This window comes from Cerasibacillus quisquiliarum, assembly GCF_014202495.1.
Classification (GTDB): Bacteria; Bacillota; Bacilli; order Bacillales; family Amphibacillaceae; genus Cerasibacillus; species Cerasibacillus quisquiliarum.
The window spans coordinates 1-13,550 of record NZ_JACHHA010000019.1; the positions used below are offsets into that span (position 1 = coordinate 1).

The 13,550-nt window shown below is 36.9% G+C and carries 14 protein-coding genes; 9 read left to right on the forward strand and 5 right to left on the reverse strand.

Going from position 1 to position 13,550, the window contains the following annotated elements:
• Positions 1–353: 353 nt before the first annotated feature.
• The 8 genes from HNQ35_RS13160 (at position 354) to HNQ35_RS13195 (ending at position 6,550) form a co-directional block, all read left to right on the forward strand.
• On the forward strand, positions 354–1,001 hold the full coding sequence (locus HNQ35_RS13160) for a DUF4352 domain-containing protein (RefSeq protein WP_183330185.1): 648 nt from the start codon (positions 354–356) through the stop codon (positions 999–1,001).
• 68 nt (positions 1,002–1,069) lie between these two features.
• Positions 1,070–1,657, forward strand: coding sequence for a DUF4352 domain-containing protein (locus tag HNQ35_RS13165; RefSeq protein ID WP_183330187.1), 588 nt, complete (start codon positions 1,070–1,072; stop codon positions 1,655–1,657).
• Positions 1,658–1,674: 17 nt separating this feature from the next.
• Positions 1,675–2,322, forward strand: a complete 648-nt coding sequence (locus HNQ35_RS13170; RefSeq protein WP_183330189.1) for a hypothetical protein — start codon at positions 1,675–1,677, stop codon at positions 2,320–2,322.
• Positions 2,323–2,434: 112 nt separating this feature from the next.
• On the forward strand, positions 2,435–3,082 hold the full coding sequence (locus HNQ35_RS13175; protein ID WP_183330191.1) for a hypothetical protein: 648 nt from the start codon (positions 2,435–2,437) through the stop codon (positions 3,080–3,082).
• Between the two features lie 68 nt (positions 3,083–3,150).
• Positions 3,151–3,756 (forward strand): DUF4352 domain-containing protein, encoded by a 606-nt coding sequence (locus HNQ35_RS13180; RefSeq protein ID WP_183330193.1) that lies wholly within the window; start codon positions 3,151–3,153, stop codon positions 3,754–3,756.
• A gap of 17 nt (positions 3,757–3,773) precedes the next feature.
• Positions 3,774–4,418 carry a hypothetical protein gene (locus HNQ35_RS13185; protein WP_183330195.1) on the forward strand — a complete coding sequence of 215 codons (645 nt, stop codon included), beginning with the start codon at positions 3,774–3,776 and terminating at the stop codon, positions 4,416–4,418.
• A gap of 171 nt (positions 4,419–4,589) precedes the next feature.
• A complete protein-coding gene (locus tag HNQ35_RS13190) occupies positions 4,590–5,195 on the forward strand; it encodes a DUF4352 domain-containing protein (protein WP_183330197.1) in 606 nt (201 codons plus the stop codon).
• Positions 5,196–5,488: 293 nt separating this feature from the next.
• On the forward strand, positions 5,489–6,550 hold the full coding sequence (locus HNQ35_RS13195; protein ID WP_170226736.1) for a TraB/GumN family protein: 1,062 nt from the start codon (positions 5,489–5,491) through the stop codon (positions 6,548–6,550).
• Between the two features lie 124 nt (positions 6,551–6,674).
• On the opposite strand, the gene HNQ35_RS13200 is transcribed toward HNQ35_RS13195, so the two are convergent.
• On the reverse strand, positions 6,675–7,115 hold the full coding sequence (locus HNQ35_RS13200) for a universal stress protein (protein WP_146938737.1): 441 nt from the start codon (positions 7,113–7,115) through the stop codon (positions 6,675–6,677).
• Between the two features lie 209 nt (positions 7,116–7,324).
• Between HNQ35_RS13200 and gnd the strand changes: the two genes are divergently transcribed.
• Positions 7,325–8,737: an NADP-dependent phosphogluconate dehydrogenase gene (gnd, locus tag HNQ35_RS13205; protein WP_146938736.1), complete on the forward strand. Its 1,413-nt coding sequence runs from the start codon at positions 7,325–7,327 to the stop codon at positions 8,735–8,737.
• Positions 8,738–9,381: 644 nt separating this feature from the next.
• On the opposite strand, the gene HNQ35_RS13210 is transcribed toward gnd, so the two are convergent.
• The 4 genes from HNQ35_RS13210 to HNQ35_RS13225 all read right to left on the reverse strand — a co-directional run bounded on the left by HNQ35_RS13210 (position 9,382) and on the right by HNQ35_RS13225 (position 13,188).
• Positions 9,382–9,687: an ArsR/SmtB family transcription factor gene (locus tag HNQ35_RS13210; protein ID WP_146938735.1), complete on the reverse strand. Its 306-nt coding sequence runs from the start codon at positions 9,685–9,687 to the stop codon at positions 9,382–9,384.
• Positions 9,688–9,705: 18 nt separating this feature from the next.
• Positions 9,706–10,656, reverse strand: coding sequence for a cation diffusion facilitator family transporter (locus HNQ35_RS13215; protein ID WP_146938734.1), 951 nt, complete (start codon positions 10,654–10,656; stop codon positions 9,706–9,708).
• A gap of 486 nt (positions 10,657–11,142) precedes the next feature.
• Positions 11,143–12,627: a glucose-6-phosphate dehydrogenase gene (gene zwf / locus HNQ35_RS13220; RefSeq protein ID WP_146938733.1), complete on the reverse strand. Its 1,485-nt coding sequence runs from the start codon at positions 12,625–12,627 to the stop codon at positions 11,143–11,145.
• A 156-nt stretch (positions 12,628–12,783) separates the two neighbouring features.
• Positions 12,784–13,188 carry a hypothetical protein gene (locus HNQ35_RS13225; protein ID WP_146938732.1) on the reverse strand — a complete coding sequence of 135 codons (405 nt, stop codon included), beginning with the start codon at positions 13,186–13,188 and terminating at the stop codon, positions 12,784–12,786.
• Positions 13,189–13,550: the final 362 nt, after the last annotated feature.

The window sequence follows — 13,550 nt, forward strand, 5'->3', positions numbered from 1 at the left end:
GGGAAGACCCTGGAAACGTAGCTGCGGGTGGAAGTAACCAAGTGATCTGGACTATCCCAGCAGATGAAGCAAAGTAAGAGGTATTGTCAAGAGATGCTATTATCCTTCAAACAAATAATACATCAATAACTGAATAAAAAGTAGCCTTACAACAGACCAAGACTTATCAGAACGTTCAACCTATGTTACTGCAAAAGCGACATCGACAGTAAATTTATGGTTTTTGCCTCAGGTAATTGACATATTAGGCAGTACAAAAGCCAATGGGCGAGTCGAAGGTCATACTTTTATATAGAAAAAGAAGTTCATGCATCATATTAAAATAACTAAAACGAATACAAGAGGTGTTTAACATGAAAAGACTAACTTTAATTTTAACAGTATTACTTATCAGTACATTTATGCTTGTCGCATGTAGTGATGATAAGGATGAAGCAAAGGAATCAGATAACAATGTAGTTAATGAAGAAAATAATGATGGAAAAGACAATGATGAAGCTGAAAAAGATGATAATACAAAAGACAATGACGATGATTCAGGTAAAAGCACATCAGAAATCACAACAGAGGACCAATTAGATTTAAAACTAGGGGATACAGGTAAGTTTGATACAACACTTGGAACTTATGAAATGACCGTTACTTCTGCAAAAATAATAGATTCAGAATTAGATGGCAATGAGCCTTACAACTATGGCTTCATTTTATTAGATATTACAATTAAGAATACAAGCAACCATGATTTGGATGCAGAAGATCTAATGATTTCAATGGAAGTTACAGACAATCTTGATGGTTCGGGTCATATTGATAGTTCTGGTGCATTTGAAAGTGTTCAGGAATTGGAAGGAACTATCAAGCCTGGTGAAGAACTCTCTGGTCAATTTATAACTGATATTTATGAATCCGATGAATATTATTTTAGAGAAGACCCTGGAAACGTAGCTGCGGGTGGGAGTAACCAAGTGATCTGGACCATACCAGCAGATGAAGCAAAGTAGTACTAGAATAGAATTTTTCTCACGATTATATGTGTTGTGGTATTTTATTTTAAATAGGAGGTTTTCAAATGAAGCGGATCTTAATCATTTTAATAACCAGCCTACTATTAATTGTAACCGCTTGCGGAGACGGTGACGGTGCAGAAAACACATCTGCGACCAATAAGAAGGAAAATGAAAATACAACAGAAAAAAACAATGATGGAGAAATTCCAGTTTATCAGATTGGAGAAACAGCTGTAATAAAGAATGATAAGTTTGATTTAGAATATGAAGTTACGGTTAATGATTTTGAAATATCAAAGGAAATTAACGGGGTTAAAGAAGAAGAGTTGGTAGCTAATGCAGATCCTGAAGATGATGGTGGATTTTTAGCAGTTGAAGTAACATATAAGAATATTAGCGATGAAGCATATGTGCCAAATGAAAGATTTTATCCTGTTTTTCAACCTGGTGATGGTGGCGGTGGCGAATTAACTGACTACGACGACATGTTCTTTCCAGAGCTAGAGAAAGAATTGGCTCCAGGAGAAGAAATAACGGGTAAATTAGTGTATTTATCTGCTGCAGCTATCGAAGATTACTTTACTTTAACTTACGAACCAATGCAGGAAAATGAAACCTGGTTCCACCTACCAAATCCGAATTTAAATTAATACAAGAGGTGTTTAACATGAAAAGACTAACTCTAATTTTAACGGCATTACTTATCAGTACATCTATGCTTGTCGCATGTAGTGATGATAAAGATGAAGTAAAGGAATCAGATAACAATGTAGTTAATGAAGAAAATAATGATGGAAAAGACAATGAAGACGCTGAAAAAGACGATGACTCAAAAGATAATGATGATTTAGGTAAAAGCACATCAGAAATTACAACAGAGGACCAATTAGATTTAACTCTTGGAGATACAGGAAAATTTGATACGACTCTTGGGACCTATGAAATGACTGTGGAGAGCGCTGAATTATTAGAAGAATTAGATGGAGTAGAGTCAGAATTCGATTATTTAATCTTAATTAATTTATCTATTAAGAATACAAGTGATCACGATTTAGATGTAGAAGATTTAATGTATTCTATGGAGGTCACAAAAGAGATTGAGAAGTCGGGGTTTGGGGATCAAGCGCATAATTTTGAAAGTGTTAAAGAATTAACTGGGATTATTAAACCAGGTGAAGAGATCTCCGGACAGTTTATTACACATATGTTTGAATCCGATGAATATTATTTTAGGGAAATGGAAGGGAATGTAGCAGCAGGTGGAAGTAACCAAGTGATCTGGACTATACCAGCAGATGAAGCAAAAAGCGATTGATATGTTGGGCAGTACAAAAGCCATTAATGGTCGAGTAGAAGGCAATACATTTTATATAGAAAAAGAAGTTCATGCATCATATTAAAATAAACAAAAACAAGAGGTGTTTAACGTGAAAAGGCTAACTTTAATTTTAACAGCATTACTTATCAGTACATTTATGCTAGTCGCATGTAGTGATGATAAAGATGAAGTGAAGGAATCAGATAACAATGTAGTTAATGAGGAAAACAATGATGGAAAAGACAACGATGATGCTGAAAAAGATGATGATGATAAAAAAGAGGACGATACTGATTCAGGTAACGGTACATCAGAAATCACAACAGAAGATCAATTAGATTTACAATTAGGGGATACAGGGAAATTTGATTCAACATTAGGGACATATGATATGACTGTTAAAAGTGCTGAACTTTTAAAGGAACTAGATGGTAAAGAAGCTCAATTTGACTATCTAATATTAATCAACCTATCTATTAAAAATACAAGCAACCATGATTTAGACGCTGAAGATTTAATGTATTCAATGGAAGTTACTCATGGATTAGAAAAATCAGGATTTGGAGATGCTTCTGCAGCTTTTGATAGTGTAGAAGAGTTGACAGGTACGATTCAACCTGGTGAAGAACTGTCAGGACAATTTATAACAGAAGTTTATGAAGCAGATGAATATTATTTTAGGGAAATTGAAGGAAATGTAGCAGGAGGTGTAAGTAATCAAGTCATCTGGACCATACCAGCAGATGAAGCAAAGTAGTACTAGAATAGAATTTTTCTCACGATTATATGTGTTGTGGTATTTTATTTTAAATAGGAGGTTTTCAAATGAAGCGGATCTTAATCATTTTAATAACCAGCCTACTATTAATTGTAACCGCTTGCGGAGACGGTGACGGTGCAGAAAACACATCTGCGACCAATAAGAAAGAAAATGAAAATACAACAGAAAAAAACAATGATAACAATAAAGAAGAATCTGATGGAGAAATTCCGGTTTATCAGATTGGAGAAACAGCGGTTATTTATAGTGAGGATTTTGATTTAGATTATGAGGTAACAGTTAATAGCTTTGAAATTGCAAAGGAAGTAAATGGAGTTAGTATTGAAGAGCTAGTAACTAATGTAGAAGAAGATGATGAAGGGGGCTTTCTTGCTATTGAGTTGACGTATAAAAACATAAGTGATGAGGCTTATACACCTAACGAAAGATTTTTACCATATTTTGGATATAGAGGTGGTGGGGGATCTTTGACAGATTATGATGATATATTCTTCCCAGAGTTAGAAGAAGAATTGGCTCCAGGTGAAGAAATAACTGGTAAATTAGTCTATTTATCAGCAGCTCCTAACGAAGAATATTTCACATTAACCTACGAACCAATGCAGGAAAATGAAACCTGGTTCCACCTACCAAATCCGAATCTAAATTAATACAAGAGGTGTTTAACATGAAAAGACTAACTCTAATTTTAACAGCATTATTTATCAGTACATTTATGCTTATCGGATGTAGTGATGATAAGGATGAAGCAAAAGAATCGGATAACAACGTAGTTAATGAAGAAAATAATGATGGAAAAGACAATGAAGACGCTGAAAAAGACGATGACTCAAAAGACAATGACGATGATTCAGGTAAAAGCACATCAGAAATCACAACAGAGGACCAATTAGATTTAAAACTAGGGGATACAGGTAAGTTTGATACAACACTTGGAACTTATGAAATGACTGTTGAGAGCGCTGAATTATTAGAAGAATTAGATGGAGTAGAGTCAGAATTCGATTATTTAATCTTAATTAATTTATCTATTAAGAATACAAGTGATCACGATTTAGATGTAGAGGATTTGATGTACTCTTTGGAAGCTACTCATGATATAGAAGGATCTGGGTATTCAGATCAATCCCACAACTTCAAAAGTGTAGAAGGATTAACAGGAATTGTTAAACCAGGTGAGGAGATATCTGGACAGTTTATTACACATATTTATGAAGCTGATGAATATTACTTTAGAGAAGATACAGGAAATGTAGCAGCAGGTTGGAGTAACCAAGTGATCTGGACTATCCCAGCAGATGAAGCAAAGTAGTGAATGAAGTTAATATTATAAGATAAAGAAATAACATGTGAAATAGTCTATTTAGTTACTACAGCTATCGAAGACTACTTTAATCTACGAACCAATGCTGGACGGAGAAACCTGGTTCCATCTACCGAATTCAAATAAGTAAGTTTCAATACATAGAAGGGAGAATAAACCATGAAACGTTTATTAAAATTAATATTGTTCATTTTACTAGCAATTGGCTTAGTCGCATGTAGTGATAAGGAAGAAACTAGTGATGTTACAAAAGGGGATGAGGTAACAGAACCAACCAAACAAAATGCTGAGCAAGATAAAGAAGAGGTTAACGATAATGAATCAGGAGATAGCGAATGGGGAGAAGACCAGCTTGATTTAAAAATTGGTGATACTGGGACAGTGAATACTAACTTTGCAACATATCAAATAACAATGAATTCTGTAGAGTTCATGGATAAGATAGGAGAAGAACATCCACAGGCCGATAGATTTGTATTAATTAAATTAACGATTAAAAATATTGGAAATGAGTCACTTAATGCTGAAGATGCATTAGCAGATGCAATGTTGGCAACAGAACCTGGTTCATCAGGAACATCTTGGTTCTATAAGGATGGTATAGCAGAGGAATGGCCTGGGGAAATAGAACCTAATGAATCTCAGACAGGTGCAATATTATTTGATGTCTCTAACAGCGATGAATACGTCCTTCAATTTGGCACATTTTTTGAATCTGTCTCCAATGAAGTACGCTTTCTCTTCACTGATGAAGATGCTAAATAGCCGGATATTTTATCAGATTACTAGAGAATCATAAAAGAATAATTTTTTTGATTACTTCATAAAGCTGATTATAATTTAAAATTACAAAGTCAGTCCAATCATACTTGAAGAAATTCGGTGATATCGATCATCTCACATTAACAGTCAAAGGATTTGGGAAAACGAAACCGATAGCATCCAACGAGGATGACGATGGTCGCGCACAAAACCGTCGCGTAGAAATTATTTTTCAAGTGGCTGAATGACGCATCTGCTTTATCAATAAATATGATTAAAGAAGGGGGTTTGTCATGGTGAAACAGATTTGGCGTATATTTTTAATTCTTGTCATGTCAATGGGCTTAGTCGCTTGTCAGTTAGATGTACCGGAAACGAAAGACAATGCTAATGCTCAAGATAATAAGACAGAAGTAGAAGGAAAGAAAGATAATAAGGAACAGGAAAAAAAGAGGAAAGATGAAGAAGAAAATCAAGCTGCTTCAGCATCAAAGTCTAAGGATACCAAGAAAAAAGCCGATGGAAAAATTGAAAGTGGTAAAGGCGGCTATTTATGGCGTGTTCAGAATGGGGATACGACTGTCTATTTACAAGGAACAATTCATCTCGGTGTTGAAGATTTTTATCCGTTAAATGATGCGATTGAAGAAGCGTATGAAAGTGCAGATGTCGTTGTACCAGAAGTAGATATAACAGAGATCGATCTTTTTTCTAGTATTGGATCCACATTGATTCATGGTGTGTATATTGATGGGACAACGATAAAAGATCATATTTCTAAAGATTTATATAAAAAATTAGAAGAAACATTTGATAAACAAGGATTGCCAATTGATATTGTGAAGTTTTTTAAACCATGGTTATTAACATCTACGGTCAATCAACTTGCTGCTATGGAATTGGGCTATGATTCAGGTGTTGATGTATATTTTCTAGAAAGAGCAAAAGAGGATGGTAAAGAGATTCTCGAACTTGAATCAGTAAGTGAACAATACGGTGTCTTATCAGGGCAGTCACCAGAATTTCAAGAACGTCAATTAGAAGAAACATTAGATAGTCTAAACGACTTTGAAAATGTAATGCAACAAATGTTTTCACTATACTTAGATGGCGATGAAGAGGCTATGTTAGATTATCTGTTCCCAAGTGATGTCGAACAAGATAAAGAGTATGAAGAATATATGAAGGCATTGAATGACGACCGAAACAAAAACATGGCCGAAAAAATCGCCGGCTACCTAGAAGAAGGTTCTGATAAAACATACTTTGTCATCGTTGGTACGCTCCATCTTATTAAAGAACCACATATCCGTTCATTGCTAGAGGAAAAGGGATACGAGGTTGAGAGGATTTATTGATAGTATGCCTTATCATTTATGATACTAAAAAATGAAGAACGTCTACATTCCTAATATGTTTGTTTTAGGTATGTAGACGTTTTTTATTATTTGTGTCCTACCGATCTAGTCACAGTCAACAATTTTACGGTACAATTGTAACTGGACATGGAGCGTTATGGAGGACGCCATAACTAACGCTTCCAAGGACAGCCCCTTTTAAAGGACTGCGCCCACGTGATCCCATAATAATACAATATGCGTCTAGCTCTTTGGCAAGCTTACATATTTCGGTTTGTGCATTACCAATTCGAATGGCTTTTTCAACAGGAGCGAGTGTTTTTTCGGTCATGGCATCTGTTTGTGCCAGAACTTCAATGCCCCTTTCTTTTGAGTAATTTTCCACTTCTTCCTTACTGAAAAAGCGTTGCACATTAGCGGTTTGAATATTTGGTTGCACATTAACCAATACAATTTTAAATTCCATTTTCTCTGCTATTCGTATAGCGAATTTTAATGCATCATCCGAATGCTCAGAACCATCATACGGAACAATCATAGCACGTGGTCCACCTTGTTTACCCATGCTAAATCCCCCCTAGTTTTTTACGAATTTTATCTATCTTTATTGTATCAAGCTATTCTAAAAAATGCTTAAGAAAACATAAAAAATGTTTATAGGCGATATTTCCTATCAAGCCGTTTTCTTGATATAATGACCAAGACAAATGATTTTCACACAATCGTTATAACATGATGAATCATCATTATACATAAGGAAAGGACGACAATCTAATGACAAAACAACAAATTGGTGTGATTGGACTAGCCGTAATGGGAAAAAACTTGGCGCTTAATATGGAGTCCAAAGGCTTTTCTGTGTCTGTCTACAATCGTTCCAGAGAAAAAACGGACGAGCTGATAGCAGAAGCGACGAATAAACGAATTGTTGCGACTTATTCGATAGATGAATTTATCGAATCGCTAGAAAAACCACGTAAAATCATGCTTATGGTTAAAGCAGGTGATCCAACAGATGCGATGATTGAACAACTGCTCCCACATTTAGAAAAAGGCGATATCCTCATTGATGGTGGAAATGCGAATTTTGAAGATACACAACGCCGTAACAAAAGTCTTATTGAGCGAGGTATACATTTTATTGGAATGGGTGTTTCTGGTGGGGAAGAAGGAGCGCTTTACGGTCCATCACTTATGCCAGGTGGTCAAAAAGAAGCTCATGCTTTAGTGAAGCCGATCTTAGAAGCTATCGCTGCCAAAGTTGAGGGTGAACCTTGCACGACATACATTGGTCCTGACGGTGCTGGTCATTACGTAAAAACAGTTCATAATGGTATTGAATATGGCGATATGCAGCTTATTTCCGAAGCTTATTTCCTTATGAAACATGTGCTAGGCATGGATGCACAAGAACTCCATGAAGTTTTTAGCGAATGGAATAAAGGTGAGCTCGACAGCTATTTAATTGAAATCACAGCAGATATTTTTACAAAAGTCGATGAAGAAACGGGTAAACCATTAATCGATGTCATCTTAGATAAAGCCGGACAAAAAGGAACAGGAAAATGGACGAGTAAAAGCGCACTTGACCTCGGTATTCCATTACCGATCATTACCGAGTCTGTCTTTGCACGTTTCATTTCTGCAATGAAAGCCGAGCGTGTTCACGCAAGCAAGCTTTTAACTGGACCAGAAATCACGCCATATGAAGGAGACCGTGCAGAATTTGTAGAAGCTGTTCGTGAAGCATTATATATGAGTAAAATCTGTTCATATGCTCAAGGCTTTGCACAAATGCGTGCTGCTTCGGAATCTTATGATTGGAATCTTCAATACGGCAATATTGCGATGATTTTCCGTGGAGGCTGTATTATTCGCGCAGCATTTTTACAAAAAATAAAAGAAGCATATGACCGCGATCCAGACTTACCAAACTTACTCTTAGATGAATATTTCAAAGATATTGTTGAAAAATATCAAACATCACTTCGGAAAGTCATTAGCGTCGCTGTTCAAAACGGTATTCCAGTTCCAGGATTTTCAGCAGCACTCGCTTATTATGACAGCTATCGTGCAGAACGATTGCCGGCTAATCTTCTGCAAGCACAGCGTGATTACTTCGGTGCACACACATATGAACGCGTCGACAAAGAAGGCCACTTCCATACAGAGTGGTTAAGTAAATAACGTAAGTCACCGGTAAAAAAAGAAGGTCGGTAAGGGGGCTTGTTAGAAGCCCCCCTTTTGTTTTTATCTTATAGACTCCATATTGCGGTTTTAACGTCTCCTCTCGTGCTTGCAGATCGTTCCGAGACTCTACATTGCGGCTGTGAACTTTCACTCTCGTGCTTGTAAGTCGTTCTGAGACTCTACATTGCTGCTGTGAACTACCCCTCTCGCGTTTGTAAATCGCTCTGAGACTTCACGTTGTGGCTGTGAACTACCTCTCTCGCGCTTGTACATCGCTCTGAGACTCTACATTGCTGCTGTGAACTATCCCTCTCTTGCTTGCAGATCGCTCTGAGACTCCACGTTGTGGCTGTGAACTACCCCTCTCTTGCTTGCAGATCGCTCTGAGACTCTACATTGCTGCTGTGAACTATCCCTCTCTTGCTTGCAGATCGCTCTGAGACTCTACATTGCGGTTGTGAACTTTCTCTCTCGTTCTTGCAGATCGCTCTGAGACTCTACATTGCTGCTGTGAACTTTCCCTCTCGTTCTTGCAGATCGTTCCGAGACTCTACACTGCGGCTGTGAACTACCCCTCTCGCGCTTGTACATCGCTCTGAGAGTCCATATTGGAGAGTTCCATAGTCTAACGATATACCGCTTTAATGTTGTACATGTTCAATCACCTGGTGTAAAACATTAATCACATGATAATCATCAATCGAATAATACATCGTTGTCCCTTCACGTCGCGCTTTAACGAGTCGTAAATTTTTCAAATACCGCAGTTGGTGCGAGATAGTTGATTGGCCAAGTCCTAATGTTTCTGCAATTTCATTGACAGAATATTCACGTTGGCAAATCAAATTTAAAATCCGCACCCGCGTCGTATCACTTAACGCTTTAAAAGTTTGTGTAACTGCTTCAATTGTTTCATCGTTTAAGTCATGAAATTTTTGATGTTCCATTTATTTTACGCCTCTTTCTTAATGATGATGATGATGGTGATGACCAAGTGTATTTTCTACTTGGATTGTACATAAAATAGACTGGTCGTGAAGATGGTCTTCGGATTCAATTTGCAAGGTTGTATGCTGAATATCCAACTCTGACAGCTTATGTTCAATGTCATGCACCAATGATTCTGTTTCACGAATTGTTTTCGATCCATCAACGACAACGTGTGCAGATAAAGCGTGTAAACCACTTGTGATCGTCCAAATATGAACATCATGGACACCTTTTACTCCAGGAATATCCATCATCGCTTCCACAACATGATCGAGCTTTATATGTTTTGGCGTTCCTTCCATTAAAATATGAAGAGATTCTTTTGTTACGAAAAAGCCACTTCGTAATACAAGTGCTGCTACAATGACACTTGCTAATGGGTCAGCCCAACCCCAATCAAAAAACATGATAAGAAGTGCCGCAGTAATCGCACCAATAGAGCCGAGCATATCGCTAATAACATGCAGAAATGCACCACGCATGTTTAAATTACCTTCAGTATCTGCTCCTTTAAACATAATAATTGCTACAACGATATTCACAACTAGGCCAATGGTACTCACGATAAGCATACCTGTTGTCGCAACTGCAGGTGGGTTTGAAAATCGTTTAATCGCTTCGTAGAAAATAATGATTGAAATTAGAATCAATGTTAAGCCATTTAAAGTAGCTGCTAATATTTCAAAGCGTTTATGTCCGAATGTTTTACTTTTACTTACTGCTTTTTCTCCAATGACAAAAGCGAGTAAAGCAATCCCTAATGACATAGCATCAGAAAACATGTGTCCAGCATCTGATAATAACGCCAAACTATTCGTTAAAAAACCTCCAACTGCTTCTACAATCATATATGCCGTAATGATCAAAAAGGAAATAAACAATATCTTTTTATTATTTGTATGTGCGTGATCGTGATGTTCTCCCATTTATAACACCCCTTTATCATTATATATGAATATATGTTCATATAAGCATATTATATATTTTAATAAAAGAAAAATCAAGCAATCACTTATTGTATTATTTTATGCTGAGAGAAAATATTTAACATTAGATATAAGTATTGAAAGTGTATGATTTATGCTTATTCTTGAAGACTTTAATGTGGATAGTTTTTAACTTATTGTCTGCTTGTCTCGAATATCTCTGTTCCGACTCAATTTTTCCCGTTCCTTCATTCAACAAATAAACGTGGCGTAAGATGAATTCTGCAAAAGTATCTTTAATAAATGGGGAAACATGCCATCGCTATGAACATTCTTGGACCACACTAGACAAAAGCTTTACCGCATGCTAGAAATTAACATATCGCTATCCTAGAAAGTAGAGAGGCCAATACGACATTTTAAATTACAAAAACCAAGGGAAAGGCAGAGCCTCAACCTTGGCTTTCAAACAAATGCATATCACGATTATATATCTTTAATCGGCCACCAATGGAAGCCATCTTTTTCTAGTAATTCATGAGCTGCGTCTGGTCCCATTGTTCCAGCTTTATAGTTCGGGAAGTTTGGTTTTTTTCGCTTCCAACCTTCAATAACCGAATCAATAAACGCCCATGACAGAGCAACTTCATCCCAATGGGTAAAGTTCGTTGCATCACCAAGCATGCAGTCTAAAAGTAGTTTCTCATAAGCTTCTGGAGAACGCATCCCACTCTTATGATTGTAGAGATAAGATAATTTAATAGGCTCCGCTTGTGTTCCTGGTTTATTGCTTTTTGCATTTAAATGAAGTGTCACACCTTCTTCAGGTTGGACATTAATGACGAGTAGATTCGGCTGTTGTTTATCCTTTTCATCATAATATAAATTCATCGGCATATTTTTAAATTCGACAACGATTTTTGCTGCTTTTTCAGCCATGCGTTTTCCTGTTCGGATATAAAAAGGAACTCCAGCCCAACGATAGTTATCGATATAAATTTTACCAGCTACAAACGTCTCTGTATTTGATCCTTTTAAATCTTCATGTTCTTCTTGATAGCTGACGACTTGTTTGCCGTTAATTTCACCCCGGTCATATTGTCCACGAACAAAATATTCATCCACTTTGTCTGGCTTAATCCGGCGCATCGCTCGGAAGACTTTAATTTTCTCTGAACGTACTTCATCTGTGTCTAATGTAATAGGCGGTTCCATCGCAAGCAGAGCAAGCATTTGTAACATATGGTTTTGTACCATATCACGTGCTGCACCCGATTGATTGTAGAAATGAAATCTTTCCTCAACACCTAGCGATTCACTTGATGTGATTTGAATGTTTGATATGAATTGATTGTTCCACAGATGTCCAAAAATCCCATTAGCAAAACGTATTACTTCAATATTTTGCACCATTTCTTTTCCAAGATAATGGTCAATTCGATAAATCTGATCTTCATCAAAAGCCTCGCGCACTTCATTATTTAATTTTTGGGCTGAAGCTAAATCATGCCCAAACGGCTTTTCAATAACGAGGCGTGTCCAACCATCACTATTTTTTAACCCGAATCTATCAATACGCTGTGCAATCATTCCGAAGAATTCCGGAGCCATTGCTAGATAAAACATTCGATTGCCATCTGTATCATACTTTTCCTCTAAATCAATCACGAGATGATGGAGTTCTTTATATGATGCTTCATCTGTCACATCAACTTGTTGATAATAAAAACGTGATAAAAATGCGTTCGGACTTTCATCTGATTCTAAATTGTTGGAAATAGACTCAAGGACACGCTGACGGAACTCCATATGATTCCACGGCTTTCGCGCCGCACCAATAATTGCCACATTCTCATCAATCTGTCCATTACGACACAGATTAAAAATAGATGGATAGAGCTTTCGCATCGCTAAATCCCCCGTGGCACCGAAAATGACGATTAATGCTCTTGGTTCTTGTTGTTTAGTCATTTTATACCCTCTCATAAAATTATGTAATAAAAACATCCCCCTTATTTTAAAGGAAAATAAACGGGAATGCATTGATAATAGATAAGAACATGTATATTTTACCCTATAAAAAAATAATAGAAGTAATATGGTCCTTAAGTTTACAATCTGCAAATATTATTGTTGCAAGTGAGTCAACAGCCCAACAATCGATATAATAGGAATCGACATGGCCAATGCAAGTGCGATAAAAGTAAACGTGTTTACTGTCTCTTTTGCTTCCGCTGGTACATCAATACGTCGCTGCAATAAAATCGCAATACCCGCGAGTCCCATCATCAGTAGAATAACTGCCCCTGGGATGACCATTTCTGACATTGGATATTTCTCTTGATCCATCATACCATACACAATAAGGAGAATAGGAATCACTTCAATCATTGCCACACCAATAAAAAATTTAGTCGTAATAGAATGTCTAAGACTCGTATCTTCTTTTAGACGACTGATTAAAACCTTAAACAAAAACACAATCGGAACAACGTTTATTACAGTAGCAAGCATAAACACATATGGCGCCATCTCCTCACCCCTTTAGACATAATTCTTGTTAATGGTATCATATTGAAAACATGACTGGCAACGATATTCATATAAGTGCGATTTCTGCCCTGCAGAAATCGAGCGGTCGGTGTCCATGCAAAATCGAGCGGTGTCCATGCAAAATCGAGCGGTGTCCATGCAAAATCGAGCGGTGTCCATGCAAAATCGAGCGGTGTCCATGCAAAATCGCGCGGTCCTCACTGAAAATCGCGCGGTCCCCGCCGAAAATCAGACTACGAGTATCCTTGGGGCACTCAATGATTATTTGCTTAATGTGCCAATGATTTGATATAATTTGAGTGCTTTTGAAAAGCGAGGCTGTCTTCTGAAACATGATAACA

What these genes read in the sequence shown, in the direction of transcription:
- HNQ35_RS13180 (WP_183330193.1), top strand. Translation starts at nt 3,151, where the DNA reads ATGAAGCGGATCTTAATCATTTTAATAACCAGCCTACTATTAATTGTA.
- zwf (WP_146938733.1), bottom strand. Translation starts at nt 12,627, where the DNA reads ATGACTAAACAACAAGAACCAAGAGCATTAATCGTCATTTTCGGTGCC.
- HNQ35_RS13190 (WP_183330197.1), top strand. Translation starts at nt 4,590, where the DNA reads ATGAAACGTTTATTAAAATTAATATTGTTCATTTTACTAGCAATTGGC.
- HNQ35_RS13165 (WP_183330187.1), top strand. Translation starts at nt 1,070, where the DNA reads ATGAAGCGGATCTTAATCATTTTAATAACCAGCCTACTATTAATTGTA.
- gnd (WP_146938736.1), top strand. Translation starts at nt 7,325, where the DNA reads ATGACAAAACAACAAATTGGTGTGATTGGACTAGCCGTAATGGGAAAA.
- HNQ35_RS13210 (WP_146938735.1), bottom strand. Translation starts at nt 9,687, where the DNA reads ATGGAACATCAAAAATTTCATGACTTAAACGATGAAACAATTGAAGCA.
- HNQ35_RS13170 (WP_183330189.1), top strand. Translation starts at nt 1,675, where the DNA reads ATGAAAAGACTAACTCTAATTTTAACGGCATTACTTATCAGTACATCT.
- HNQ35_RS13225 (WP_146938732.1), bottom strand. Translation starts at nt 13,188, where the DNA reads ATGGCGCCATATGTGTTTATGCTTGCTACTGTAATAAACGTTGTTCCG.
- HNQ35_RS13185 (WP_183330195.1), top strand. Translation starts at nt 3,774, where the DNA reads ATGAAAAGACTAACTCTAATTTTAACAGCATTATTTATCAGTACATTT.
- HNQ35_RS13200 (WP_146938737.1), bottom strand. Translation starts at nt 7,115, where the DNA reads ATGGGTAAACAAGGTGGACCACGTGCTATGATTGTTCCGTATGATGGT.
- HNQ35_RS13215 (WP_146938734.1), bottom strand. Translation starts at nt 10,656, where the DNA reads ATGGGAGAACATCACGATCACGCACATACAAATAATAAAAAGATATTG.
- HNQ35_RS13160 (WP_183330185.1), top strand. Translation starts at nt 354, where the DNA reads ATGAAAAGACTAACTTTAATTTTAACAGTATTACTTATCAGTACATTT.